A 26,665-nucleotide genomic window follows, 5' to 3' on the forward strand; every position below is an offset into this window, starting at 1 on the left:
GCCACCGAAAGGTGGCTTTTTTGTTTTATGATATATTTGATATTAGTGAGTTTTCCATTTTATTTTATTGATTCTAAGCAAATGAAAAAAAGACTGTTAGATACTGCGACTGTAGTATTAGATAAATTTGTTAATCGTTATCATGATTATGAAAACTTTTGGGCAATAGGTGTTTTATATAGTCACTGTAAGGATATAAATCAATTTTCCTTAACTTTCGATCTTCTAAATCAGAAATGCTTCGAAAATGATGAGTTTTTAAAGAAAATAAATGATAAATTCTCAAAATATTTAGATGACTATTTGCTTATACATAATAAAAAAAGAGATGATGTAGCTGAGGCAATGATCAAAATTGCATTTGATAAAGATCATAAAATGTCGGTAGAAACTTTATATGGTGATTACTTCCAAGTCAGAGTGATACTTATTGATTCGTATACTAGAAAGTTTTTTCGATATAGTGAGGGGTATTGTGTGCCTCATACTCAATGGTTAGAGCAAAGAAATTATATAGATTCACTACCGATAGAGAGTCACCAAATAATGGGAAATAATAATTTCCCATTGGAACTTCCTAAAAAATCGTTAATGAGTACAGATGTATTATTTGACAATTATACGGATCTATAACCCATCTTCTCTTGGTGAAAGCCAATCTTTATATTTATCCCTTAAAGCTTGCCTTTTTACATCGTCAAAAATAATAAAATCAATACCACCATCATAGGGAGCAACAATGATGTTCTGCTCAAAAGAAAGCATAAAAGCTCGAACCTCATCATCAGCGATCTTTTTCAATAACTCATCGTGAGTGTTGGGTTGCCAAGTTGTTTCTATCGAATATGGTCTAAAAAAATAATCTTCACCTTCTTCATAAAAATCTTCAGGGTTTACTTGTTTTAGATTAATGCCTTTTTCTGCATGAACTAGGTAAGGAGGAAGCACAAATACAGGTTCATAATATTCATCATTAGAGGACTGACTAAAATAGTGACCTGAAACTATAAAGATAGAGGTATTTTCCCCAAAACAATCTGTAATAATTTCATTATGTCGATTTAGTAGTAATTCGTATTCTTCAGGAGTGTTAGCATATCTTTTTGATTCGGGCAAGCTATGAATTCTAAACCAATATTGCGGAAAGTAGTGTTTAAGTAGGTGAGAAAATGGGAGTTTGTTGGGATAGAGTTGATCCCATTGAGATTGAAATGAGGTGCTCATATTTTGAAATCGAAGAATTTAGTAATATATTATTAATATAACTTGGCATAGTTTATTTAAGAAGTATAGCTTCAGATCAATTTTGCTTTTAAAAAACTGGTTCAATTTTTGCTTTCTCAATAATGATCATAAAAATCGGAGAACAACATGATGAAAAACGAAAATTACATGAGGACGATCCATAGCAAAGGAAAAGGCTGGTTTTGGTTTGGTTTAACAGTGGTTCTCCAAATCTTATTCATAAGTTTGAGTTATGTCCTAATCAAGATTTAACTTTGATTCTTAACCTTTTTTAAAGCTATGATTTGAGTACAGCTTAACTTACTCAGCCATTCAACTTATGCTAAAACTTATTTATTACGTGCCGGAATCACATCTTGAATCAACTAAACTTGCTATCTTTGAAGCGGGTGCAGGTGGGATAGGGAATTATGAACACTGTGCATGGCAAGTGAAAGGCATCGGGCAATTTAAGCCGGTTAAAGGTGCAAATCCATTTTTAGGGCAGTTAGATGAACTAGAACAACTCGAAGAATGGCGTGTTGAAACGATTGTGCCTGAAGAAAAAGCCAGTGCTGTGGCAAAGGCATTAAAGGCAAGCCATCCTTATGAAGAGCCTGCCTTTGAGTTTATCCAAATATTAGAAATTGAATAATCTATACTTTTTGAATAAATAAATCACGATCGAAACGGTATTGCGGGAAGAACACACCATCTTTGGCACGTTCACCTGCACCAATTACCATCACAGGATGTTGTTGATCATTTAATTTTAAAATTTTACGTACTAAAGGTTCATCAAAACCTTCCATCATACAACTATCAAAACCATAGGCACGTAACGCCAATACCAGGTTTTCACAAGCAAGCGCTGTGGTTTTAGTCGCCCATAATTTGGCATCGGCAGGGTTAAATGCAGTCACAGGAAGTTGTTTATCGAGTGTGCGGGCAACTTTAAATGCAACTTTTTTAAAGTTACCTAATGCATTGAAATAACCTGTTTTATAGTTGTATGGGATAAAGCGGTAGTACTTTTGAACCGCTGGTGGTGCTTCGGGAAATGGGAACTCACTGATATTCAATTTTGCCATTTCATCAACGCGATCCGTTCGAGCGACACAGACGATCAACTCAGATGCTGTTTTAGCAGCAAGTTGTCCTAAACACGCTTTAACCAGTTGTTTTTTCTTGGCTGGGTTTTGTACGACATAAAACGTCCAAGGCTGTAAGTTTGATGAGTTGGGTGCAAGCAGTGCCAAATCTAAACATTCATCTAAAATTTCACTTGGAATCGGTTTGTCAGTGAATTTACGTACTGAACGACGACTTTCAACGACTTTGCGGAAATTGGCAACATCAATATCTTGTGGGGCTGGTTCGTAGTAGCGTTTCTTTTCGGCGGTTGCATTTGAAGTGGTCATGAGTTCGATATTTTCCAAAATGTTTATTCTTCTATTGGGATGTATCTGAAAAAACCAACTGATGAGGTGTAGAAGTTACTTTTTTATAAAATATAGAATCATTAAATTTTTAGAATCAAAGCTAATCTAAATAGAAAAGCAAGTTACTCGATGGGAATAACTTGCTTGTAAAATCAGAATGTAAGGACGATTTAGGCAGGGGCGGTTTCTAGTTTCGGCTCAGGACGTTTGAGTAATGCATAACTAATGCCTGTAATACAGCTCCCCGCTGTAATTGCAGCGAGGTATAGCCACGCATGATTAATCGCATTTGGAATCAGTAAAACAAATACGCCACCATGTGGTGTAACCAGTTCGCAGTGGAATAAGGCAACCAATGCACCTGTAACAGCACCACCTAAAATACAAGCAGGAATCACACGCATCGGATCTTTAGCTGCAAAGGGAATTGCACCTTCCGAAATAAAACATAGACCTAGTACAAAGGCCGCTTTGCCAGCATCACGTTCACTTTGATTGAATTTATTTTTTGCTAACAAGGTGGCAATCGCCATACCAATGGCTGGAACCATACCGCCAGCCATGGTCGCCGCCATTGGCATATAGGTATTTGTCGTGAGTAGTCCTACGGTAAAGGCATAAGCTGCTTTATTAATTGGACCGCCCAAATCAATACACATCATTGATGCGAGTACAATTCCCATTAAAACAGCATTGGTTGTGCCCATATTGTTGAGGAAATCTTTCATCATCTCAAAGATATGTGCGACTGGCTGTCCAACCACATAGTACATAATTAGACCTACTGATAATGTGCCTAAAAGCGGAACAATCAGAATAGGTTTCAATGACTCCAAACTGGTTGGCAATTTGATTTTTTTGGCGAGAAATAGGGCAATGTAACCTGCAAGGAAACCTGAAACGATACCGCCAAGAAAACCAGCTTCAAGTTGTGTGGCAATTAATCCACCAATCAAACCTGGTGCTAAACCGGGACGGTCAGCAATTGAATAGGCAATATAACCCGACAGCATTGGCACCATTAAGGTAAATGCTGCTGCACCGATTTGCTTTAATATATAAGCTAAGCTTCCTGTTTCTTCTGCTGCATTCAGCCCGAAACAAAGTGATAGCGCAATTAAAAGACCACCTGCCACGACCATAGGCAGCATGAAAGACACACCAGTCAGTAGGTGCTTATAAACGCCAGTTTTTTCTTGGCTTTTATTTTCTGCCGTTTGTTTACTTTGTTTGGATGATTCGAGAACGGTTGCTTCACTGATTGCTTCGGCAAATGCTTTATCTGTTTGCTTGAGGGCAAAGCCTGTACTGCAGCGATAAACACGTTTACCTACAAAACGATCGGTATTTACTTCAATATCAGTGGCTAGAATAACAATGTCAGCTGCAGCAATGGCTTCATCTGTGAGGATGTTTTTTGCACCTACAGAGCCTTGTGTTTCAACATCAATCTGATAGCCAAGTTTATTTGCACCTTGTTGCAATGCTTCGGCAGCCATAAACGTATGAGCAACACCCGTTGGACAAGCGGTAATCGCAACAAAACGTTGCGCTTGCTGTGTGTTATTCAATTGAGTTTCAGCTTTGAGTTGATCAATCGGTTGTGCATGCGTTAAAGCGTATTCAAAGGCCTGCTGAATATCTTGGTTCGCTTGTTCCAGTGAAATGGTGACGACTGGATAAGCTTTAAATGGGTCAAGTTGAGTCGGTGTCTGACCAATAAAAATAACTTTATTAAATGCAATGTCAGGAATTTGATCTTTTACTGAAATAGTATGACTTTCAAAACCTTGTTGTTTCGCAAGTTGCGCTAATTTTTTTGTCAGAATCAATGCATCAACAGGATTTTGAGGATGATTGATGACCAATAAGATAGAGTTAAGGGTTTGCATCAGATTCACTCAAGATTTTGATCGTGGTGTGTTGTTTTAAATCAGCTAAAAGTTCAGGGGTTGGAACACGAAAGCCAACCTGAGTTACGGCATGACTGGCAATCGCCGTTGCTGTTGCTAGGATATCATCTGTCGATAACTGACATGCTAGCCCATGAATCATGCCTGCCAAAAGAGAATCTCCAGCACCTACAGTACTTTTCACATGTACTTGTGGGGGGTGGGCAGCATAAGCTTTGTTTTGATGAAGCCAATGTACGCCATGTTCACCCATTGAAATGACGATATGTTCAATTTGAGAATTGAGTGATTTAAATAATTGTTGTTGATCGTCAAGGCTTTCAGCTAGCACGCCAAAACTTTCTTGTAATTCATCGGTATTGGGTTTGATCATCCACGGATTCATAGCGATCGCAACAGTTAAAGCCTTGCCACTCGTGTCTACAGCAACAGGTTTGTTTTGTAGGTGTAGAATTTGAATGAGCTGTTTTAAATCATCCACGCCAAAGCCCAACGGTAGGCTACCCGCAATCACCACATAATCTACTGAGTCACTACATTGTTGAATACGTTTGAACAATGCTTGTTTATCTTTAGTAGACACCTGAAAGCCTTGACCATTAATGTCGGTCATTCGTCCAGACTGTTCAGCAATTTTGATGTTTTGGCGGGTTTCACCTTCGATATAAATAAATTGGTCATCAAACTGCATAGTTTGAAAATGCTGTTTAAAGAGCGTTTGATTTTTTGTACCTAAAAAACCAGACACAATTAACTCATGCCCTAAATCATGTAGCACTTGAGCAACATTGAGCCCTTTACCTGCGGCGTGATATTGAATGTTCTGCTGACGATTGACCTCGCCAATACGTAACTGTTCAAGTTCGATGGTGGCATCAATGGCAGGGTTGAGAGTAATGGTTAAAATTTTAGCCATGTGTTTGCTCCACGAATGATCGAACGGCAAATGCACTTTCACATTTGAGTGCTTGTTGGGCAAGCTGTTGGCAATCAGCAAAATTAAGCTGACGAATTTGTGCTTTCACTAGCGGAATACTGGACGCTGACATACTGAGTTCGTCCACACCCAAACCCAGTAAAACAGGCACAGCTTTGGGATCTGCAGCAAGCTCACCACAGACGCCGACCCATTTTTGCTGTGCGTGGGCTGCACGTACAGTTTGATCAATTAACATTAAAATACTTGGGTGGAGCCCATCAGCTTCGCCAGACAAAACTGGATGTCCGCGATCGATCGCTAAGGTGTATTGGGTCAAGTCATTGGTACCAATACTGAAAAAGTCGACTTCTTTTGCAAGCAAGGGCGCGATTAATGCAGCTGATGGAACTTCAATCATAATACCGACTTCGAGATTTGGGCAGGGATGCTTGAGCAAAACCTCATCCAAAATTGCTTTAGCCGCGCGCCATTCTTCAATACGTCCGACCATCGGGAACATGATTCTTAAAGGGCGATCATCTGCAGCACGAACCAAAGCAGTGAGTTGCTGACGTAATAGTTGTGGTTTACGTAAGGTTAAACGGATACCACGCACGCCCAAGAAAGGGTTTTCTTCGGCATCGATTGGTAAGTACGGTAATGGTTTATCACCACCGACATCTAAAGTACGTACCACCAATGGTCGACCAGCCAACGTATCTAATACATGACGGTATTCTTTTTCTTGTACATCTTCATCTGGTGCTTGGCGATGCGCCATAAAGACTAATTCAGTGCGCAATAAACCAATTGCTTCTGCCCCATAGTTTACTGCTTTTTCAGTATCTAAAATTTTGCCGAGATTGGCCGCGACTTCGACTTGGTGCTGATCTAAGGTAATCGCTGGCTCGTGACAATGTTGCTCAGCTTCATGACGACGTTGATGTTGTAACTCACGTTCTTGGATGGCATCGTCAATCTGTGCTTGAGATGGATTGATTTCGAATGCACCCGTATCACCATTAATTAATACCGTTGTATGAGGTGTGATGTTAAGCACCGCGTCACTTGCCCCCACAATAGCCGGAATTCCCAAAGCACGGGCAACAATCGCACTATGTGCACTTGCACCACCCACAGCAGTCAGAATACCTGCGACACGGTCTTTATTCAGGCGTGCAACATCGCTTGGGCCTACATCATGCATGATTAGAATATAGGGTTGCTCAGGTTCTTGAGCTGCAACCTCATTACATAAAACAGCTAAGACCTTGTCACCAATATCACGCAGATCAGCGGCACGTTCTGCGAGCAGACGATCGGGTAGAGCAGCTTGGGCTTGAGCTGCTTTTTCAATATATTGATGCCATGCTGCAGGTGCACTTAGATTTTGATTCAGAGACTGGTGAACTTGCTGAATGAGATCAGGGTCATCCAGCATTTCCAAATGTGCCATAAAGATTTGTTTGATTTCATTGGCTTCAGTTTTGGCTATGAGTTGATGGAGTGTGTTTTTTACACTATGTAGTGCAATTTCTAGTTTTTCCTTTTCTGCTTTTACATTATTTCCAAAACGTTCATATTGGAAATGTTTCGGTTTGATTACATGAGCTGGGCCAAAAGCGAGTCCTGTGGATGCAGGAATACCTGTTGTTGGTGTTGTAATCTCTTCTTCAAACTCAAAAGTATTGATCTGTTGAGCGTCAATTTTATTTTCAATTGCTTCGACCTCTTCACCTAAACCTTGTTGAACAGCTTGGATAATTTTCGAAAGACCTTCTACAGCATCTGTATCCGGTTCAGCAATGAAAGTAAGTGTTTGCCCATATTTGCAACCCATTGCGAGTAGTTTGGTTAAGCTTTTTGCAGAGATGAATTGTCCATCATCCACAGCAACGCGAATTTCGCCTTGATAAGTTTTGGTAATATTAACCAGTTGAGTTGCAGGGCGGGCATGTAGTCCATGCGCATTTGCCAACACAATACGTTGTGATGGCCAATCTGGGATCGTTTCCGCGCCAACCAGTTTGGCAATATCTTGACGATTATGCTGATCATTGAGTTGTTGTTGGATTTGTGGTTGGAATAATAAATCGAGTAAGCGTTGTAATTGTTGGTAATCTAATTGTTCGTGCTGGGCAATACAAATCAAGGTTTGAATTTGTCCGTTTTTAAAATCGATGGTTTGATCAGCTTTCACGATACTCACTGCAGATTGTGAAACATAGTTTTTTGCAGAAATAGACCAAAGCGTATCTTGAATTTGGATGAGATTTTTAGGATCAAGTTGACTGATGAAACCAGCCTCAACTAATTTTTGTTGTTTGAGTAGTTTATTTGCTGACCATAAAAAATCATCAATATCAGTAACTTGAATTTGAGTTTCAATTAGGTTTTCATGTAAAACTAATGTTTCGGGTTGAGCTTGTAAAATCTCAATAATTTGCGCTGCATTTTTAGCGTGTTGGACTTGATCAGAAACATCTTGAGAAAGTGCACGAGTCAGAATTTGCAAAACTTGTAAATGTTCATCAGACTTTGCTGCAATCACAACAGCTAAATAAACTGTGTTTTCACCGTCCCAAACCACACCTTTTGGGAAATGTGCTAAACGAATGCCCGTTTCTAAAATAAATTCACGGGATTGCGGAGTGCCGTGAGGGATTGCAATCCCTTGACCCAAATAAGTTGCACTTTGAGCTTCACGTGCATGTAATCCAGATAAGTAATCTGCTTTGACTAATTGATCTTGAACCAAAATATTGGCTAAACATTCGAGAGCTTCTGCCTTATCCTTAGCAGATTGATTCATATGTACATGTTGTGGCTCAAGTACAAACATAAAACATCCTTTAATGATGAAAATAATAATCTCTGTTAAGTCTATACTTCGATATAACAGCAGAGATATTTTTTTAAATTAACCGTATATGTCGCAGGCAATTGCAAACGATCAACAGCACACGTCAAAGATAAAAAAAAGAAGCTAATTTCCATTTCATGTCTCTGACAATCATGGTTTAGCTTCTTAATTTAAACTTTAACAGATGCTCAAAAAGATATCGAGGTGAAAATCTTACAAATTCCTCTGAGGATACATTTTATAAACATCTATGCCGTTTATATTTGCTTAATTAAACTGTGAGAAGTCCGGCTTACGCTTTTGCATAAAGGCTTGAACTGCTTCCATCATCTCAGGAGAGCGTACGCGTTGCATAAAGATTTCAGCTTCTTCATCAACACATTCAATGATTTCAGCTAAGTCTTTTTTCATCAAAGCCTTACTTTGCTTAATTGATGCCAATGGTAATGCAGCTAACTGTTGAGCGGTTTGTTGAGCGATTGCATAGGCATCTTCAACAACATCATTTACAAGATTTGCTTTTACTGCTGTTACTGCATCAAATTTCTTAGCAGTAAACAATAACTCAGCAGCTTTTTGATAGCCAGCCTGTTTCACGAGTAAACGACTTGCTGCACCTTCTGGAGAGAGACCAAGGCTGACAAATGGAATTTGGAATAGGGCAGTGTTGTCAGCATATACAAGATCAGCATGGAGTAAGATCGTTACACCAATACCAATCGCAACACCTTTCACCGCAATAATCAGTGGCTTAGAAAAACGAGCTGCAGCTTTTAATAAAACAAATGGTGGTTGATCACCGGCTTTGCCCTCATGTGGCTTTTGAATAAAGCCCATGAAGTCCTTCATGTCATTACCCGCAGTAAAGTCTTGTTCTGCTCCACGGAAAATAACCACACGAACTTCTTTACTTGCATCTGCCTCATCTAAAGCTTTTGCGATCCAAAGATAAAGTTCGCCGTAAAGTGCATTCTTGGCTTCTGAACGGTTAATGGCTAAGGTGAGTACGCCATCTTCTAAATTTGCTTGCAAATGTTGATGAGGTTGTTGAATACAGCTAAGTGTCATCGTACTATCCTTGCTTTAATCCAGATTGATTTTTAAAGTGGTCTCATTATGTCGCATATTTATTTTTATAGTGCAACTGATGAGTTCACAAAAAGTGAAATTAAGCCTATGTACACATTTGACTATCTCGTTTTTATTGGACGTTTCCAGCCTTTTCATTTGGCACATATGCTGACCATTGAAATTGCACTGAGACAGAGTCAGCATGTGGTACTTGCTTTAGGCTCAGCACAACCAGAACGAAATACCAAGAATCCATTTTTGGCTACGGAACGCGAGCAGATGATTCTTTCTAATTTTTCTGAGGAAGATCAAAAACGTATTCATTTTGTGCATGTTATTGATGTTTATAATGATGAAAAATGGGTAAAACAAGTCAAACAACTCGTAAATCAGGTTGTTCCTGCGCATTCCAATGTTGGCTTAATTGGTCACTTTAAAGATGAATCATCTTATTATTTAAAATTATTTCCAGAGTGGACAATGGTTGAACTTGAGAGTTTGAAAGCCTCAATGTCAGCAACACCGATGCGTGAAGCTTATTATCGCGGCGAAATCAAAACTCAAGCTTTTCCAAAAGGCAGTATTCAATTTTTAGAGAACTTTCAAAAAACGCCTATTTATGCAGCGTTACAACAAAAGTTTTTGGCAGGTGACACGAGTAATTTAGACCTCACTGAATAAAGTGAGTTGATGAACCTTTAAAGAACGTCTGTTTTTAAATGTGTTATTAAAAAATCAATGAAGGTACGAATATGTGCTGATGCATATTTTTGTGAGGGGTAAACTAAAGAAAATGGACGACTTGCTCCAGCAAATGGATGCAACAGTTCTACGAATTGTCCATTTTGAATGTCTTGCGCAACGATAAACCGATAGGTTTGTAATAATCCTGCACCATGTTTCGCAAGCGTAACTGTTCCTAAGATGTCATCTAGACAATGTAATGATCCCTTGGTGGTATATTCATGGATCTGATTGTTGACTTTAAACAGCCAAGGAACACTTTTCCCCGTGCTGGGTAAGATGAATTGTAAGCATTCGTGCTGATCTAATGCTGCGATATCTGTTGGTATTGTATATGAATCAATATAGCTTGCTGCAGCAACCACAACTAATTCAGCATGTTCTAAGGTACGAACGATTAGATTGGAGTCTTTGAAGTATCTGCCACGAATTGCTAAGTCAAAACCCTCCGCAATGAAGTCGACATTTTTATTGGTTAATTGAAGATCAATCTGAATGTTTGGGTATTTTTGTTTAAAAATTGGAATTAGCGGTAATACTCGATAATGTCCATAAGGAGTAGGGAGGCTGATGCGAATTCGACCATTGAGTTGCTGACTTTGATTTCTTAATAATTGTTCTGCTTCAATAATTTGGGTTAAGCCTTGTTGACATTGTTGAAAGTAAATTTCACCTGCATGGGTCAAGCGAACTTGACGTGTACTCCGAACAAATAATTGCGTATTGAGACGTTGCTCTAGACGCGCAATAGAGCGGCTGACAGCAGCTGGTGTCAGACCAGCAATTTTGGCTGCTTGAGTAAAACTTTTATGCTCAGCGACAGCACAGAATAATTCAACACTACTCAACATCACGTTTTTTAGTTGTTGTGTCATTTATTACACCATGTAAAAAATGATTTGATCTAAAGGTTATTTAATCACATTGATGTAAATAATACGATGAGCAATAACCCTAGCCAGTTTATTTCAACCAATAATTTCTAAATGAGGAAATTGCGATGCCTTATATTTTGATTCAAGTCACTAAAGAAGGTGTGACAACAGCACAGAAACAACAATTGATTCGTGGTGCAACCGATTTGCTGGTCAATGTACTGGATAAAGATCCAGCCACGACCTTTGTCGTGATTGATGAGGTTGAAACTGATAATTGGGGAGTAGCAGGTGAATCTGTATCTGTGATACGCCAAAAGTACTTACAAAGTTTGGATCAATAAAATGAAGAAACATGCAATATTTGATATTCAGCAGCAAATAGAAAAATATTTTGATGCTTTATATTTCTGTGATCTGGCGCTTTTAAAACAAGTTTTTCATGCCGATGCGATTTATATGAATGTAACTGAACAGCCCATATTACGATTGGATATGGCTGAGTATTTTTCGATTGTTGAAAGCAGAACTTCTCCTGCTTTAAAAAATCAGATTAGACAAGATAAAGTGATTTCTATTCATTTAATCCATGATCAGTTAGCAATCGTACATGTTGAATGCGTGATTGAGCCTAAGTATTTTTATGATGCACTCACATTTACCTTAGATCATGATCAATGGAAAATTATCAGCAAAGTTTTTAGTTATCAATTGCTTGATTAGATCAGCTGTCTAGGCAACTTCCCAAAAAATCAGCCGATTAGAAAATGGATCTGTAATGCTTAACTCAAGTGTTTCCCAATCTGTTTTTTCGACTTGTGGTTTTGCATACTTATAATTTTTTTGAATTAGCTCTGTGTGCAGGGCATCTAGATTTTCCCAATAAATGCGGATTGCACTATGCGGACTGGCATCACCAAAATGTTCAGATAGGTGAATAATGCAGTCACCTTTTGAGATCTGTAGATATAAAGGAAAATTATCTGCAAATTTGTGCTGCCAGTCGATATGGAAACCGAGATATTCCATATAAAAATTATGAGCTACATCAATATCAAAAATACGTAAAATAGGAGTAATCGATCCAGAGTACATAGTTTAACCTTCTAGCGGATGCCAAATTGCTGAGTCCAGTAGTGACGTTGTTGAGGTGATTGATCAGGAGTACAAGCGATCGCGTAATCTGTAAATTTTGGGTGCATCATATTGCTGCAATGTGCTGGGCTTTTAAGCCATGATGCTAGAACCTCTTCAAGATTTTTCTGTCCACGGGCGACATTTTCGGCACCACCGCGACTGTTAAATTGGGATTGCTTTAAGCGAGTTCTTAAATCTTGCCCCGTAGAACTGACATGACCTAGAAAGTTGTGTGTTGACATGTCTTTGGAGTGCGTTAGGGCTGTTTTATATAAATGTTGATTCCAAGCTAATGGCTTTGCAGCAGCATAATGTTGTTGTCCGCATTGGCGAGATTGACTGCGTAGCTGGTTGATCGCATTCATGATTGCCTGTTGATAGGCTGGATTTGATAGATCCTGACAAGTGATATTTATACTTGCTTTGGGTGTTTGTGTTACTGGTGTTTGGCTAATTTGATTGTTTGGCAGATGAGGAGTGCCAGAGTTGCTACAAGCTGAGATTACAATCCCAAATGGTATCAATATAGATGGCTTAGAAATATTCATGTGATTGCTTAGACTTTAATTATTATGATTTTTTAATCATACTTTATGGCATTAAGATTGAATATGCTTCTTTATGTAAAAAGCGGGATTTAACCCCCGCTTTATGAAGGCTTGAGATTACATTTCAGCCTGAAGTGCTTTTAGATCTGCTAACACTTGTTCTGCATGGCCAGCCGCTTTGACTTTTCGATAGCTTTTAACCAATTTTTGATTATGGAAAATGAATGTTGAGCGTTCGATCCCCATGACTTGCTTACCATACATGTTCTTCTCTTTGATCACATCAAAATGCTTACAAAGAATTTCTTCCTTATCGCTGATTAGATCGATTGTCAGTGCTTGTTTCTCAGTAAAATTTTGATGTGCTTTTACAGAGTCGCGTGACACCCCAATTATTTGGCAATTCAAGGCGTCAAATTGATCTTTTAGGCATGAAAAACCTACCGCTTGAGTCGTGCAACCTGGCGTTGAATCTTTAGGGTAGAAATACAAAATTAGCCATTCATTGGTGAGTTCAGTGAGGTTTAACTCACCATGTGTGGTCGGGAATGTTTGATTCGGTAGTTGGATAGTCTCAGACATGTTTCATCCTTCAATTTGGTCTAATTCAAGTGGTAAAAAAGCATATTCTTCATGATAAACAATATCGCCGCGGCGTACAGGAATAGCTTTGTTAAAAATTGGTCCATCAATCACAGTTGTATGGAACTCACCACCTTCACCACATGGATCAATCCCACGATTTTCAAGTTCTTGGATATATTCTAGAGTTAAGGTTTTGCCTAAATCTTCTATCTTCATTCCTAATTTAAGATTTACGGTGACGATTACACTTTGAAATCCCAAATTAATAAATTCTTCAACCACTTCACGATGTGGGCGCAACCACAAAGGCATACCTAGTTTTAGCCCAACTTGTTGAGTCACTCGATCATGCCAGCACCCATGCTCAGGCATATCCAAATCACCTGTAACCAATACTTCTGCATTTTGCTGTTTAGCTTGTTCAAGTAGTGTAATAAATTTAGTTTCATAATCAGCCCAACTCGAAGATGCCATAAACACGGGTAGACCAATTGCATTAGCTTGAGCGTGGATGATATCGAGTGGCATCGCATGTGAACGTGAGCGTTGTCCTTGCACTTCCAGCATTACAATTAGCCCGATGACAGTGCCAGTTTGCATAGCATGATACAAAGCGAGAGAGCTATCTTTACCTCCACTAAAAGAGACGACTGATCGGCTATTGGTTGCATTATTTTTCCATTGATCATACATGGTATGGTTCAGCCGATTTAAATAAAATGATAAGTTCGATTTTAACAGAGTTACAAAAAAGCCTGCATAAATGCAGGCTTGATTTAGCAATATAAGCTTACTTTTTAGGAGCTTGCTGCTGCTGTTGAGCAGCTTTCATTGCTTCTTCAGTTAACTTTTCTAACTTGTTAACCAGTGGAGCACCTAAACAAGCTTGTAGGTCTTTATTTTGTTGCTGTACAAAAGCTAAAGAACTTGGGCTTTTCTTGGCGTTAATTGCGCTTTGGATTTCCCATTTTTGTGCTTCAGTTACTTTACCTTGAGCATCAATTTGGCAACCACAGAATTTGCTTACTTCTGCAGCAGTTAATTTACCGCCTTTAGCCGTTTGGTCTTTACATACGTTGACCAACGCTGATTTTACATTGGTACTTTTATATGCAGCTTCGAGTGGGTTGGTATTTGCCTGAGTTGCAGTTGCAACTAAAGCAGTCGCCGCCATCATTGTAGAAAGAATAAGATTTGATTTTAAAAACTTCATATATGTACCTAATTATTACCCTAATATCGTCTAGTTGGTATAACGCGTAGGATCCGCAATACCTGCTTCGATAAAACCTTGTTGACGTAAACGGCAACTGTCGCATTTGCCACATGCACGTCCTTGAGCATCTGCTTGGTAGCAGGATACCGTTTGACTATAGTCTACGCCATGTTCGATACCTAAGCGTATAATATTCGCTTTGGATAAATGTAACAAAGGTGTTTCAATTTTAAGAGGTTTTCCTTCAACGCCAGCTTTTGTTGCAAGACGAGCCAAATTGGCAAAAGCGTCAATAAATTCTGGACGACAGTCAGGATATCCTGAATAATCAACAGCATTGACCCCAATCACGATGGCTTCAGCATCAAAAACTTCCGCTGCAGCGAGGGCGTAAGACAAGAATATTGTGTTACGTGCTGGAACATAAGTTACAGGAATACCTTCTTGTAATTGTTCTGGGACATCAATGTTATGATCTGTAAGTGCAGAACCGCCAAGATTACCTAAATCAATATTAATGACACGATGCTCTACACCTGCACGTTGTGCTAGTGCTTTGGCTGCATCTAACTCTGTGGTAGAACGTTGACCGTACATAAAACTGATAGCAACACAATCATAACGCGCTTGTGCCCAAGCGAGACATGTTGTTGAGTCTAAGCCACCAGACAATAATACGATGGCACGAGAACGCATATTATTTTCCATGATTCAACCTAAAAATATTGATTAAGAACGGGTGTGGAAGTCACAAAAACCCTTTCTAAAATTTTAACGACCTGATTCATCGTTCCAGAGCAGTTTATGTAACTGAAGTTGGAATCGAACAGGGAGATGGTCGTCTAAAATCCACTGAGCCAAATCACGTGCTAAAGCAGGGAGGGCAACAGCGCCTTTTTCAACAGCAAAAGCTGGTGAGAACCAAACTGTACTCACTTTATCTTGCAGTTGGAATTGTTCAAGTTGTTGTCTAGACCATTCGTAGTCAGCACGATTACAAATCACAAATTTGATTTGATCATGTTGGGTCAGATAGTCGAGATTGGTTAGCAAATTACGATGATCTTCTTTAGATGTAGGTGTTTTTAAGTCAAGAACTTTAGAAACACGCGAATCAACTTTTGATACATCCAACGCACCACTGGTTTCAAGTGATACTTGAAACCCTAAATCACATAAACGCTGTAACAATATTAAGCAATTGGGTTGAGCAAGAGGTTCACCGCCAGTGACACAGATATATGGTGTTTTGTATTGGCTTGCTGTTTCGATGATACGTTCTAGTGATAAACGTTCACCTCCTTCAAAGGAGTAAGTGGTATCACAATAACTACAACGTAATGGACAGCCTGTTAAACGAATAAAAACTGTTGGCAAACCAAAAGTATTCGCTTCGCCTTGCAAAGAATAAAAGATCTCTGTGATACGTAAACCAGCCGCAGGATCAGAGACAGGAATTGCAGAAGAACGTAAGGAAGCCATAAACATTTACCACAAACAAATGCTACATAAGCAGCATGCTATATAAAAAACAAAATCTCTACGACCATGACTGATCGTAGAGACGAGGAATGATCAAGTTCCTAGGAACAATTGAAGCTCCGTGGAACGATCAAGTTCCGCAATAAATATTACAAATTAGTCTGCACGTAACAAATCGTTCAAGCTTGTTTTAGCGCGAGTTTTCGCATCCACTTTTTTTACGATGATCGCAGCATATAAGCTGTAGGTACCACATTTTGATGGAAGGCTGCCTGCAACGACCACAGAGCCAGCTGGTACACGACCATAATGAACTTCACCAGTTTCACGATCAAAGATTTTGGTTGATTGACCAATGAAAACACCCATTGAAATCACAGAACCTTCTTCAACGATCACGCCTTCAACGATTTCAGAGCGTGCACCGATAAAACAGTTATCTTCAATAATTGTCGGATTCGCTTGTAATGGCTCTAAAACACCACCAATCCCAACACCACCAGATAAGTGAACATTTTTACCGATTTGAGCGCATGAGCCAACAGTTGCCCATGTATCTACCATGGTACCTTCGTCAACATACGCACCGATATTGACATAAGACGGCATTAATACGACATTTTTCGCTTGGAAGCTACCACGACGCGCAACCGCAGGAGGAACAACACGTACACCAGCAGCTTTAAACTGTTCTTCAGTCCAACCCGAGTATTTGGTTGCTACTTTGTCATAGAACTGTAGATCACATGCTTCGATTGGTTGATTATCATTAAGTTTAAACGAAAGTAAAACGGCTTTTTTTAACCATTGATGAACAACCCATTCACCATCGATTTTTTCAGCAACGCGAAGTGAGCCATTGTCTAAACCTGTTAATGCTTCCTCTACAGCTTGACGAATTTCTGTAGGGCAGTCCGCTGCGCTAAAGTTGGCACGGTCTTCAAATGCTTGCTCGATGATTGTAGAAAGCTGAGACATGATCTTCCTTCTTCCAAAAAAAATTTTAAAGATTTTACACTAATTTGATCGAAGAATCTTTGAAAAAAGTCGTTACAATAAATTGTTGGAATTTTATGCAATAAATTTGTCATAAAATGAAATATGTTGTTTTTTATAAATTATTTCCGAATACACAATTACTTCTAATTTGTATCAGAAAATAACAAAAAGTAATCAGTTTATGTATAAAAAGTTGTCAGGCATTCTTTTAATATGAATTCACAGAAACAATTATATCGAAATTGAAATAGAAGTATTTTTTAAGGAGACCTCAATGAAAACTTTGCGTGTTATTCTTGCTGCAGGTGTACTTACAGCGATTGCGGGTACTACATTTGCTGACGAGCAAGTCGTAAGAGAATCGGCATATGCATTTCCTTCATTTTTAAACCCAGTATCTGTACGTGCTGAAGTCGGTACCACTGGTTATGGTGGTGCGGTGTCTTACCGTGTTAATCCATACGTTGGTGTAACTTTAGGTTATAACGGCGGTGATATCTCTTGGTCTGATGACATTAAAGTCAATGGCTCTAAATATGATATCGATATGGATAACAACAACACTTACCTAAACGCTGAAATTTATCCATGGGGTGCAAACCAAAATGCATTTGCACGTGCTTTATATGTCGCGGCTGGTGTTGCTTATCTAGATAATGACTATAAATTAACTCGTGATGTTGGGGCAACTCGTTCATTCCGAGTAAACAATCAAGACTTTATAGCGCAAGCAGGTGGAGTGAAAATTGATGGTAAAATGGACTATCAAAATGACATCGCTCCATATTTAGGTTTTGGTCTAAATGCTCCTGTATACAATAATTTTGGTGTATTTGGTGAAGTAGGTGCTTACTATACTGGTAATCCAAAAGTTCAATTAACATCTTCTGGTACAGCTATTACTGAAGGAAGCCAAACTTTAGAACAAGCAGTAAGTGCGGAAGAAGCTAAAATTGCGAATAAAGACCGTTATGAATGGATGCCTGTGGCTAAAGTGGGTGTGAGCTTCAAGTTCTAACCTATACATTCATCATAAAAAAACGAGCGCTATGCTCGTTTTTTTATGTCTGATTTTTCCAATTACAAGATACTTATACAAATTTACTCTTCAGGATAAGCAACTTTTTTTAGTGCTTTAATATCTGTAGTTGGGGAGCAAAGAGAGATAAACTCATAACCATAGCCACGTAGTAGATGGCCTTTGCGAACGGCGATCCATGTTGTATTGACGCCAAACATATCAGTTTTAATTTGTTGAAGACGATAATCTCGCTCTGCATCATAAGCGACATCGTTGACTATACCGACGCCCATATTGAGTTCAACATAAGTTTTGATTACATCCGCATCCAAGGCAGACATCACAATATCGGCATGTAAATGTGCATCTTCAAATGCTTTATCAATTTTAGAGCGACCCGTGAAGCCCCCATGATAAGTAATCAATGGATACTCAGCCAACAGTTCTAGGCTGATGTGGTCTAATTTACTTAAAGGATGATCTTTAGGTGTGATGATACTATGGTGCCATTCATAATAAGGAACACTTGCTAAGTTTTCTTCTGTGGTTAAAGATTCAGTGGCAATACCAATATCGGCTTCACCTTGAAGAAGCATTTCAGCGATTTCTACAGGACTTGCTTGTTGTAAAACCAAATGAACTTTAGGAAATAGTTTTTTAAATTGATTTACGATCGGCGGGAGTACGTAACGTGCCTGCGTATGTGTAGTGGCTATGGTAAGTGTTCCTTCATCCACTTTGTTAAAGTCATCTGCAAGACGCTTGATATTGTCTGCGTCAACTAACATACGTTCAACAATATTCAGTAAAGATTGTCCGGGCTCAGTTAAGCCTAATAAACGTTTTCCTTTACGGACAAAGAGCTGTACGCCTAATTCATCTTCCAGATCTTTAATATGTTTACTCACGCCAGATTGTGAGGTGTAAAGTGCTGCTGATGCTTCAGTGAGATTAAAGTTTTGACGAACAGTTTCTCGAATAATTCTGAGTTGTTGAAAGTTCATAAATATTTGTTCCTTGCAAAAGCATGGTAATTCGAAAGCATTTTATCTCTAAATTTCCCTAAATCCTCATTTAATAAAGGGAAAATTCCACAAAAGCATGGGATTTATTGCTTTTGTGGGCACCTTCCTTTCAACGGAAGGTGGGGAGAGCGATTCTTAAGCAACTTGTATGCTTGTTTGATCTGCAAATAAATGAAGCTGAGCAGCACTAATCCAAACCGTTTGATTCGGTTTGAATTGATGTAAGTTTGCTTCCTCTACACTTAATAAAATTTCGATAGTACGTCCACTGCGATCTTGTAATTCAGCGATGACTTTACCTGCAATCCATACTTCGCGTAAAAATGTTGCTTCAATGGTATTTGCTTGAGGTTGAGCGTGAATATGCAATTCATTTGGTCTTGCAAATGCAATCACTTTACCTTGAGGTGCTTGTACCGTTGTTGGTAGTTGAATGCGATCATCACCGATACGGATAATACCGCCAGTATGTTCGCCTTCGAAGCGGTTTGCTTGACCCAAGAAATCAAATACAAATGGCGTCGCTGGTTTTTCATAGACTTCACGGGGAGAACCAATTTGCTCAACATCTCCTTTGTTCATGACGATGATTTGATCAGCAACTTCCAATGCTTCTTCTTGGTCATGTGTTACAAAGATAGACGTGATATGTAGTTCATCATGTAGGGTACGTAACCAACGACGTAGTTCTTTACGAACTTTAGCATCTAAAGCACCAAAAGGTTCATCCAGTAATAACACACGAGGTTCAACTGCAAGCGCACGTGCAAGAGCAATACGTTGGCGTTGCCCACCCGAAAGCTGAGCAGGGTAACGATCCGCCAAAAAGCCTAGTTGAACGAGGTCAAGTAAACGCGTTACACGTTTTTTAATTTCGGCTTCTGATGGTCGAGTTGCTCTCGGGCGGACACGTAAACCAAATGCGATATTGTCAAAAACAGTCATGTGACGGAATAGTGCATAATGCTGAAACACAAAACCTACTTGGCGTTCGCGTACGTGGATGTCGGTTGCATCTTCACCTTCAAGTAACACTTGACCGCCATCTGCTGACTCTAAGCCTGCAATAATGCGTAATAATGTGGTTTTTCCACAGCCTGAAGGACCCAGTAATGCAACTAATTCACCTTCAGGAAAATCTAAAGAGATATTTTTTAGCGCATGGAATGCACCAAAGTGTTTTTCAATATTTTTAACTTGAATACTCATGTGTTCATTCCTTAATGGGTTGGCTGTTTGCTTGTTCTTGGCGGATTTCCAACCAAGTTTTCAAGATCAAGGTGATGATTGCTAAAAATGCCAGTAATGAAGACACCGCAAATGCAGCACTAAAGGTATATTCGTTATAGAGAATCTCAACATGTAGAGGCAAAGTATTGGTTTCACCGCGAATATGTCCTGAAACAACAGAGACTGCACCAAACTCACCCATCGCACGGGCATTACACAGAATGACACCGTAGATAAGACCCCATTTGATGTTCGGTAGCGTCACTCTCCAAAAGGTTTGCCAACCAGAGGCACCCAATACGATGGCAGCCTCTTCTTCTTCCGTACCTTGTGCTTCCATTAATGGAATGAGTTCCCGAGCCACAAAAGGAACGGTAATAAAGATTGTGGCGAGGACAATTGCAGGTACTGCATATAGAATCTTAATGTCATGATCCATGAGCCAACCACCGATCCAGCCTTGTGAGCCAAAAATTAAAACAATCATTAAACCAGCAATGACCGGTGATACTGAAAAGGGCATATCGATAATGGTGGTTAATATGGCTTTACCACGAAACTGAAATTTAGCGACAGACCATGCTGCAGCAACACCAAATATCACATTAATTGGTACGGCAATCGCTGCTGTCAATAAAGTTAATTTCACTGCTGATAAGGTATCTGCATCGGTTAAAGCATTGATATAAACGGCTAGACCTTGCTTAAATGCTTCTGCAAAAACCAAAATGAGTGGCAAGATTAAGCAACTTAGAAAAAAGATAAGTGCAATGCCAATCAAGCTATAGCGGACCCAAGTCGGCTCACGAGTTGCATCTCGAGCCTGTAATTTGAGTGCTAAAGCATTGCTATTGTTATTTAAACTCATTGTGCAACTCTCCCTGTGCGACGGCTCGCCCATGCCTGTATTAAATTAATTAAAAATAAAATGGCAAAAGAGAGAATCAGCATGACCACAGCAATGGTTGTTGCACCAGCATAATCATATTCTTCTAAACGAGAGATAATCATTAAAGGCGCAATTTCAGTTTTATAAGGCATATTGCCCGCAATAAAAATCACAGAGCCATATTCTCCTACGCCACGAGCAAAGGCCAGAGCAAAACCAGTCAGTAAGGCAGGAAATAAGATAGGCAAAATGATTTTGGTAATGGTTTGCCAACGATTTGCACCCAATGCGGAAGCAGCTTCTTCCAATTCGGTTTCAATATCACTCAAAACAGGTTGTACAGTACGAACAACAAACGGTAGACCAATAAAAATTAATGCCAACGTGATACCAATCGGAGTATAGGCAACCTGAATTCCTAGTGGTTCAAGATATTGTCCAATCCATCCATTTTTGGAATAGAGTGAGGTGAGCGCGATACCTGCAACTGCTGTAGGTAAGGCAAAGGGTAAATCGACTAAAGCATCTACTATTCTTTTACCAGGGAAGCTATAGCGAACTAAGCACCAAGCTAGGAGTAAACCAAAGATCACATTGACAAAAGCAGCGATCAGCGCAGCGCTAAAGCTGAGTTGTAATGATTTTAAGATTCGCTCAGACGTTAGAATTTCCCATAATCCATCCCAACCAATTCCAAAAGATTTGATAAAGACGGCTGATAAAGGAATCAGTACGATTAAAGACACGTAAGCGAGGGTAAAGCCTAAGGATAGGCCAAACCCAGGCAGCACTCGGGAACGCTGCGACATGATATTTCCTCAAAGAGAAATGTTTGCTAAACAAGCAAATAAGCTAAATATAAAAATATAAGGAGCGAGAGTTAGGCAAATTTCACATTAAAATTTGCCTGAGGCATTCGAGTTCGCGGTTGCATGTTTTTTTCAGGCAATAAGTAGTTCAGAATTTCTGGAAACGGACCAAATCCTGATGCCACATTGACATGACCGACAGCACCTAAATTGATCGGGGTGAGTTTCCATGCTTGTGCGAGTTGTAAAGCATCGACATAACCTAACCATGGATCATTTTCACTGATCAATAAAGTCGTCGGTAAATCAATTTGAAGTTGATGAAAATATTGTTTGTAGTCAGTCAAACTGTGGCGTGCAAAACCACTTTCACCAAAACGTGCAGGATTTGCTGGAGCGACTAGCACTAGATTTTTTACTTTAGCTTTCAATTCAGGATGTTCTGCAAGTGCTGCGACACTGGTTAAGCAACCAAAACTATGTGCAACAACTTGGACTGGAGAGTTGATTGCTTCTAATGCGCTGAGAAACTCGGTAACCCATTCACTTAATACTGGTCGATCCCAATATTTTTGTTGTACACGAGAGCTAGACACCAGTTGTTGCTGTAACCAAGACTGCCAGTGCTGTGCTTCGCTACCACCTACACCCGGAACAATTAAAGTGTGAACCATGTCTGCTCTCCTGAGAATTTCTTCTAAAAGTAATTCTTATCGGCTGTTTGCCTTAACAATCTGATCAAAGATCCCGCCATTATCAAAATGCTGTTTCTGCACTTTGGTCCAGCCGCCAAATTCTTTGTCGATGGTGATCAGTTTGAGCGGCTTAAATACGCTTTGGTATTTTTTCAGCACATCGGCATTACGTGGTCTGTAAAAATGACGTGCAGCGATTTCCTGACCTGCTGGTGAATAGAGGTAGTTCAAATAACCACGTGCAATTTGTAGGTTGCCATTTTTAGTCGCATTTTTTTCTACCACTGCAACGGGAGGCTCTGCCAAAATTGAGAGCGAAGGAACCACAATTTCAAATTTGTTTGGTTGTTCACGTATTGCAAGGAATGCTTCATTTTCCCAAGCCAGTAAAACATCACCAATGCCACGCTCAGCAAATGTGGTTGTTGCACCACGTGCACCAGAATCAAGTACTTTGGTCTGTTTATAGATTTGGCGGACAAATTCTTGTGCTTTGGCATCGTTACCATTGGGTTGATGTTTTGCCCAAGCCCAAGCTGCTAAATAATTCCAACGAGCGCCACCTGACGTTTTTGGATTCGGCGTAATAATTTCTACGCCTGGCTTAATCAGATCACCCCAATCTTTAATTTGCTTAGGATTATCTTTTCGTACTAAAAATACGATGGTAGACGTATACGGTGTTGAGTTATTAGGTAATTTTTTCTGCCAATCATTAGGTAGCAATTTTGCATTTTTAGCAATTTCATCAATATCCGCAGCCAAAGCTAAAGTTACGACATCGGCATTTAGACCATCAATAACGGCACGTGCTTGTTTACCAGAACCACCATGTGATTGTTTGAAATTAATATCTTGTCCAGTACGTTGTTTCCAAAAGCTACCAAACTGTTTATTAAAATCTGTATATAGCTCGCGTGTTGGATCATAAGAGACATTTAAAAAGTCTTGAGCAGCCAAACTGGATGCTGAAAGTAAAGCAGCCAAAAGACCAACTTTGAGTTGAGATAAACGCATAAAAACCCCTTGAAATTACATAAGCATTTAGAATATGGATGCAGCATAACGCTGGTTTTTTTGCAAAAAAAATAATAAAAAAAGCATTTGTTATGAAAAAAAAAGAAATATATAAATGTGATAAGTTATGCTGAATCGTTGATAAATAATAAATTTTTATTTCAGTGTTTTAGTTGTTATAATTTTTTAAAATCAAAGAGTTATTCAATTTTAAACTTTGATTCTCATAAACTGAAAAAGGTGCTTAGATCATGCAATGCTATAAAAATGGACACTTAATTGATTCCATTCCTTTACTTGATCGGGCATTTCATTATGGAGATGGTTGTTTTACAACTGCGCGTATTTTTGATGGGTGTTTTGAGTTAAAAGAACTGCATTTTGCACGTTTACAACTGGCTTGCCAGCATTTGAGTCTAAAAACTGATTTATCCTTGATCGACATGGTTTTTGAACAATTACAACAGCAATTTCAAAGCCTAAATGGCACACTCAAAGTTGTGATTAGCCGCGGTGAAGGTGATCGTGGTTACAGTTTTCCTTTACATGCTGCTGATCTTTATGTGTGGTATTACCCTAAAGTAATGCAAGCTTTTCAGCCTGAATGGATTGAGAGTGGCTTACTCAATCATGCCTTGGGTTTAAACATGCCACACCTTGTAGGTTTAAAAACATTGAATCGTCTTGAACAAGTTTTGCTTAAGCAAGAAGCGGATCAACGGGGGTGGCTAGAAGCCTTAGTTAGTGATGTGCAGGGTTATATCGTAGAAGGGGTGAGCAGTAATTGTTTTATTCGTATAAATGATCAGTGGATTACGCCTGAACTTCGTTATAATGGCGTCCACGGTGTGATGCGAGCCAAAATCTTATCTCGAATGCAACAATACAATGTGTCATGCGAACAACGTTGTATTGGCATGGATGAGTTTGATCGTATTCAAAACCTGTTTTTTTGTAATGCATTGCATCCGATGCGAGCGGTTGTACGATTGAATGATCGCGCGTTAGCGCAACAACCTTACCTTGATTTATTTGAAACTTTAAAACTTAGCCAGATTGATTAATATGCCAAAGCCACCAAACTCAAGCAAAAGTAAGAAAAAACCAAAAGCAAAGCCGAAATCAAGATTTACCTTTAAAGCATTTCTTGTATTTATCTGTGTTTTTACGATGGTGGTCTTTGGCGTGATATGGGCAAATTTATTTAAGCCTTATCCAATGGAGAATAAAAAACAATTATTAGTGATTTCATCTGGAGATACATATTCTCGTTTCATTGATCGATTGGCTGAAGAACAGAAGGTAAGTTTCCCGATCATTTTAAAGCTCTATCAGAAATTTATGATACATGACAGTATGAAAGCTGGTGTATATGAGCTAACTAAAGGGATGAGTGTTCGTCAAGTGCTGGATATGCTTGCCAATGCAGATAATGCCCAAATGAATCGAATATTGGTCATCGAAGGGACAAACTTCAAGCAACTTGTACAGAAGTTGAAAAATGATCCGAATGTGACCAATACAATTTTAGATTTGCCTCAAGATCAATTACTAAAAGCTTTAGATATTTCCTATGCTCATCCTGAAGGATTATTTGCACCTGATACATATTTTTTTGCGAAAGGTGAAACAGACAAGAAAATTTTATCAGATCTCTATCGTCGTCAGATGAAAGCACTGGATGAAGCATGGGCCAATAAAGCTGACAATCTTCCATATAAAAATAAATATGAAGCATTAATTATGGCTTCGATTATTGAAAAAGAAACCAGTTTAGATAGTGAGCTTCAGCAAGTATCTGGCGTGTTTGTTCGTCGATTAAAAATAGGCATGCGCCTGCAAACTGATCCAACCGTCATATATGGTATGGGAGATAATTACAAAGGTAATATCACACGTAATGACCTACGGACACCAACAGCATATAACACCTATACCATTTTCGGTTTACCTCCAACGCCAATTGCTTTACCAAGTAAAAAAGCAATTGAAGCGGCGATGCATCCTGATGATTCGCAGAATCTTTATTTTGTTGCAACAGGCACAGGTGGGCATAAATTTACAACCAATTTGCAAGATCATAATCGTGCAGTACAAGAGTATTTGGCGGTTTTACGTGCCAAGAAGCAGGAGCAACAGTAAATGTTTATTAGCTTTGAAGGTACCGAAGGCGTAGGTAAAACCACGCTGATTCGTAAAATTCATCAGTATTTTGAACAGCAAGGTAAAGAAGTCGTATTAACTCGTGAGCCGGGTGGTACGCCTTTGGCGGAACAAATTCGCTCTTTATTATTGGCAGTGAATCATGAAGAACAAATGAGTCATGATACTGAGCTGTTATTGATTTATGCAGCACGTGCACAGCATTTACAACAAGTGATCTTACCTGCATTAGCGGCAGGGAAGATTGTATTGAGTGATCGTTTTACAGATGCCAGTTTTGCTTATCAATGTTCTGGACGAGGTTTAAGTCAGGAAAAGTTGCAACTGTTAAATCAAACCTTTGTCGCGAGAATGCCGAATATTACCTTTTGGCTGGATGCCCCGATTGAATTGGGCATGACCCGTGCGCGAGAGCGTGGTGCCTTGGATCGTTTTGAGCAAGAGAAACTGAGTTTCTTTGCTAAAGTTCGTGCAGGTTATGAGACCTTGTGGCAAGCAGAGCCGGAACGGATCAAACGTTTGGATGCAACACAGAATGCGGATGTTGTGTTTGGAGAGGCGCTGCAATATTTGAAATAGACGTTAAGCAATAGTAAATCTGAAAATAGCCTGATTTTTAGTATTTGAATTCAAGTTGTTATTCACTATCGAGATCGGCGGCATGGATGCCGCCAGTTGGACAGGGGTAACAAGGATGTACCCTCTGCCCAACAAGGGATTTTGATTACTTTGATCCTTCAAAGTAATGTATTGCCTATACAAACGAGATCTAATTATTCTGTTTATATGAGGCAGTAC

The 26,665-nt window shown here is 39.2% G+C and carries 31 protein-coding genes; 10 read left to right on the plus strand and 21 right to left on the minus strand.

What is annotated here, in order from left to right; translation table 11 throughout:
* Positions 1–81: 81 nt before the first annotated feature.
* Positions 82–633 carry a hypothetical protein gene (locus tag DS737_RS04910; protein ID WP_113997958.1) on the plus strand — a complete coding sequence of 184 codons (552 nt, stop codon included), beginning with the start codon at positions 82–84 and terminating at the stop codon, positions 631–633.
* Here the strand turns inward: DS737_RS04910 and DS737_RS04915 are convergent.
* Entirely contained in the window at positions 628–1,224 is a 597-nt protein-coding gene (locus DS737_RS04915; protein WP_113996937.1) for a DUF3885 domain-containing protein, read from the minus strand. The genes DS737_RS04910 and DS737_RS04915 overlap by 6 nt on opposite strands.
* 147 nt (positions 1,225–1,371) lie before the next feature.
* On the opposite strand from DS737_RS04915, the gene DS737_RS16325 reads away from it, so the two are divergent.
* Positions 1,372–1,497, plus strand: a complete 126-nt coding sequence (locus tag DS737_RS16325) for a KGW motif small protein (RefSeq protein ID WP_004640092.1) — start codon at positions 1,372–1,374, stop codon at positions 1,495–1,497.
* Positions 1,498–1,564: 67 nt separating this feature from the next.
* Positions 1,565–1,879 carry an NGG1p interacting factor NIF3 gene (locus tag DS737_RS04920; protein WP_113996938.1) on the plus strand — a complete coding sequence of 105 codons (315 nt, stop codon included), beginning with the start codon at positions 1,565–1,567 and terminating at the stop codon, positions 1,877–1,879.
* A 1-nt stretch (position 1,880) separates the two neighbouring features.
* Here the strand turns inward: DS737_RS04920 and DS737_RS04925 are convergent, their stop codons facing one another.
* The 5 genes from DS737_RS04925 to DS737_RS04945 form a co-directional block, all read right to left on the minus strand.
* Positions 1,881–2,645, minus strand: coding sequence for a nitroreductase family protein (locus DS737_RS04925; protein WP_113996939.1), 765 nt, complete (start codon positions 2,643–2,645; stop codon positions 1,881–1,883).
* A 191-nt stretch (positions 2,646–2,836) separates the two neighbouring features.
* Entirely contained in the window at positions 2,837–4,558 is a 1,722-nt protein-coding gene (locus tag DS737_RS04930; protein ID WP_113996940.1) for a fructose-specific PTS transporter subunit EIIC, read from the minus strand.
* Positions 4,545–5,495: a 1-phosphofructokinase gene (gene pfkB, locus DS737_RS04935; protein ID WP_113996941.1), complete on the minus strand. Its 951-nt coding sequence runs from the start codon at positions 5,493–5,495 to the stop codon at positions 4,545–4,547. Before pfkB ends, DS737_RS04930 begins: the two co-directional genes overlap by 14 nt.
* Positions 5,488–8,340, minus strand: a complete 2,853-nt coding sequence (gene ptsP / locus DS737_RS04940) for a phosphoenolpyruvate--protein phosphotransferase (protein ID WP_113996942.1) — start codon at positions 8,338–8,340, stop codon at positions 5,488–5,490. The genes pfkB and ptsP overlap by 8 nt, the downstream gene beginning before the upstream one ends.
* 288 nt (positions 8,341–8,628) lie before the next feature.
* Entirely contained in the window at positions 8,629–9,429 is an 801-nt protein-coding gene (locus DS737_RS04945) for an enoyl-CoA hydratase-related protein (RefSeq protein WP_005089648.1), read from the minus strand.
* A gap of 108 nt (positions 9,430–9,537) precedes the next feature.
* Here DS737_RS04945 and DS737_RS04950 point away from each other — a divergent pair, with 108 nt between their 5' ends.
* A complete protein-coding gene (locus DS737_RS04950) occupies positions 9,538–10,113 on the plus strand; it encodes a nicotinate-nicotinamide nucleotide adenylyltransferase (RefSeq protein ID WP_161401498.1) in 576 nt (191 codons plus the stop codon).
* A gap of 17 nt (positions 10,114–10,130) precedes the next feature.
* Here DS737_RS04950 and DS737_RS04955 read toward each other — a convergent pair whose 3' ends face one another.
* Positions 10,131–11,051 (minus strand): LysR family transcriptional regulator, encoded by a 921-nt coding sequence (locus DS737_RS04955; protein ID WP_113996943.1) that lies wholly within the window; start codon positions 11,049–11,051, stop codon positions 10,131–10,133.
* A gap of 125 nt (positions 11,052–11,176) precedes the next feature.
* On the opposite strand from DS737_RS04955, the gene DS737_RS04960 reads away from it, so the two are divergent.
* Both DS737_RS04960 and DS737_RS04965 read left to right on the plus strand, forming a co-directional pair.
* Positions 11,177–11,395: a 2-hydroxymuconate tautomerase family protein gene (locus DS737_RS04960; RefSeq protein ID WP_017394932.1), complete on the plus strand. Its 219-nt coding sequence runs from the start codon at positions 11,177–11,179 to the stop codon at positions 11,393–11,395.
* A gap of 1 nt (position 11,396) precedes the next feature.
* A complete protein-coding gene (locus tag DS737_RS04965) occupies positions 11,397–11,774 on the plus strand; it encodes a nuclear transport factor 2 family protein (protein ID WP_113996944.1) in 378 nt (125 codons plus the stop codon).
* Positions 11,775–11,783: 9 nt separating this feature from the next.
* On the opposite strand, the gene DS737_RS04970 is transcribed toward DS737_RS04965, so the two are convergent.
* The 8 genes from DS737_RS04970 to dapD all read right to left on the minus strand — a co-directional run bounded on the left by DS737_RS04970 (position 11,784) and on the right by dapD (position 16,997).
* Positions 11,784–12,146 carry a glyoxalase superfamily protein gene (locus DS737_RS04970; protein WP_113996945.1) on the minus strand — a complete coding sequence of 121 codons (363 nt, stop codon included), beginning with the start codon at positions 12,144–12,146 and terminating at the stop codon, positions 11,784–11,786.
* A gap of 11 nt (positions 12,147–12,157) precedes the next feature.
* Positions 12,158–12,736, minus strand: a complete 579-nt coding sequence (locus DS737_RS04975; protein WP_075315166.1) for a CAP domain-containing protein — start codon at positions 12,734–12,736, stop codon at positions 12,158–12,160.
* A gap of 117 nt (positions 12,737–12,853) precedes the next feature.
* The gene (locus DS737_RS04980) at positions 12,854–13,318 is read right to left on the minus strand and encodes a peroxiredoxin (protein WP_004640063.1); all 465 of its coding nucleotides are present in this window, start codon (positions 13,316–13,318) and stop codon (positions 12,854–12,856) included.
* A gap of 3 nt (positions 13,319–13,321) precedes the next feature.
* The gene (locus DS737_RS04985; RefSeq protein ID WP_113996946.1) at positions 13,322–14,014 is read right to left on the minus strand and encodes a Dph6-related ATP pyrophosphatase; all 693 of its coding nucleotides are present in this window, start codon (positions 14,012–14,014) and stop codon (positions 13,322–13,324) included.
* 97 nt (positions 14,015–14,111) lie between these two features.
* On the minus strand, positions 14,112–14,534 hold the full coding sequence (locus DS737_RS04990; protein WP_004640060.1) for a hypothetical protein: 423 nt from the start codon (positions 14,532–14,534) through the stop codon (positions 14,112–14,114).
* Positions 14,535–14,564: 30 nt separating this feature from the next.
* On the minus strand, positions 14,565–15,233 hold the full coding sequence (gene queC / locus DS737_RS04995; RefSeq protein ID WP_017394498.1) for a 7-cyano-7-deazaguanine synthase QueC: 669 nt from the start codon (positions 15,231–15,233) through the stop codon (positions 14,565–14,567).
* A gap of 75 nt (positions 15,234–15,308) precedes the next feature.
* On the minus strand, positions 15,309–16,019 hold the full coding sequence (queE, locus tag DS737_RS05000) for a 7-carboxy-7-deazaguanine synthase QueE (protein WP_113996947.1): 711 nt from the start codon (positions 16,017–16,019) through the stop codon (positions 15,309–15,311).
* Positions 16,020–16,175: 156 nt separating this feature from the next.
* Positions 16,176–16,997 (minus strand): 2,3,4,5-tetrahydropyridine-2,6-dicarboxylate N-succinyltransferase, encoded by an 822-nt coding sequence (dapD, locus tag DS737_RS05005; protein WP_004640056.1) that lies wholly within the window; start codon positions 16,995–16,997, stop codon positions 16,176–16,178.
* Positions 16,998–17,292: 295 nt separating this feature from the next.
* On the opposite strand from dapD, the gene carO reads away from it, so the two are divergent.
* Positions 17,293–18,036: an ornithine uptake porin CarO gene (gene carO, locus DS737_RS05010; protein ID WP_113996948.1), complete on the plus strand. Its 744-nt coding sequence runs from the start codon at positions 17,293–17,295 to the stop codon at positions 18,034–18,036.
* A gap of 83 nt (positions 18,037–18,119) precedes the next feature.
* On the opposite strand, the gene DS737_RS05015 is transcribed toward carO, so the two are convergent.
* The 6 genes from DS737_RS05015 to DS737_RS05040 form a co-directional block, all read right to left on the minus strand.
* A complete protein-coding gene (locus DS737_RS05015) occupies positions 18,120–19,043 on the minus strand; it encodes a CysB family HTH-type transcriptional regulator (protein WP_005084556.1) in 924 nt (307 codons plus the stop codon).
* 156 nt (positions 19,044–19,199) lie between these two features.
* A complete protein-coding gene (locus DS737_RS05020; protein ID WP_005084558.1) occupies positions 19,200–20,273 on the minus strand; it encodes a sulfate/molybdate ABC transporter ATP-binding protein in 1,074 nt (357 codons plus the stop codon).
* Between the two features lie 4 nt (positions 20,274–20,277).
* Positions 20,278–21,162: a sulfate ABC transporter permease subunit CysW gene (gene cysW, locus DS737_RS05025; RefSeq protein ID WP_005084559.1), complete on the minus strand. Its 885-nt coding sequence runs from the start codon at positions 21,160–21,162 to the stop codon at positions 20,278–20,280.
* A complete protein-coding gene (gene cysT, locus DS737_RS05030; RefSeq protein WP_004640046.1) occupies positions 21,159–21,992 on the minus strand; it encodes a sulfate ABC transporter permease subunit CysT in 834 nt (277 codons plus the stop codon). Before cysT ends, cysW begins: the two co-directional genes overlap by 4 nt.
* Before the next feature lie 71 nt (positions 21,993–22,063).
* Positions 22,064–22,666, minus strand: coding sequence for an RBBP9/YdeN family alpha/beta hydrolase (locus DS737_RS05035; RefSeq protein ID WP_004640044.1), 603 nt, complete (start codon positions 22,664–22,666; stop codon positions 22,064–22,066).
* Positions 22,667–22,702: 36 nt separating this feature from the next.
* Positions 22,703–23,704 (minus strand): sulfate ABC transporter substrate-binding protein, encoded by a 1,002-nt coding sequence (locus DS737_RS05040; RefSeq protein ID WP_005084562.1) that lies wholly within the window; start codon positions 23,702–23,704, stop codon positions 22,703–22,705.
* Between the two features lie 251 nt (positions 23,705–23,955).
* Between DS737_RS05040 and pabC the strand changes: the two genes are divergently transcribed.
* From pabC to tmk, 3 genes are read left to right on the plus strand one after another with little or no spacing between them, the layout of a single operon-like run.
* Complete coding sequence (pabC, locus tag DS737_RS05045; RefSeq protein WP_113996949.1) at positions 23,956–24,768, plus strand: aminodeoxychorismate lyase; 813 nt, start codon at positions 23,956–23,958, stop codon at positions 24,766–24,768.
* A gap of 1 nt (position 24,769) precedes the next feature.
* Positions 24,770–25,846 carry an endolytic transglycosylase MltG gene (gene mltG / locus DS737_RS05050; protein WP_004640039.1) on the plus strand — a complete coding sequence of 359 codons (1,077 nt, stop codon included), beginning with the start codon at positions 24,770–24,772 and terminating at the stop codon, positions 25,844–25,846.
* Positions 25,847–26,446 (plus strand): dTMP kinase, encoded by a 600-nt coding sequence (gene tmk / locus DS737_RS05055; RefSeq protein ID WP_005089668.1) that lies wholly within the window; start codon positions 25,847–25,849, stop codon positions 26,444–26,446. It abuts the gene before it with no gap.
* Positions 26,447–26,665: the final 219 nt, after the last annotated feature.

The sequence above is a fragment of the Acinetobacter haemolyticus genome (assembly GCF_003323815.1).
GTDB lineage: Bacteria > Pseudomonadota > Gammaproteobacteria > Pseudomonadales > Moraxellaceae > Acinetobacter > Acinetobacter haemolyticus.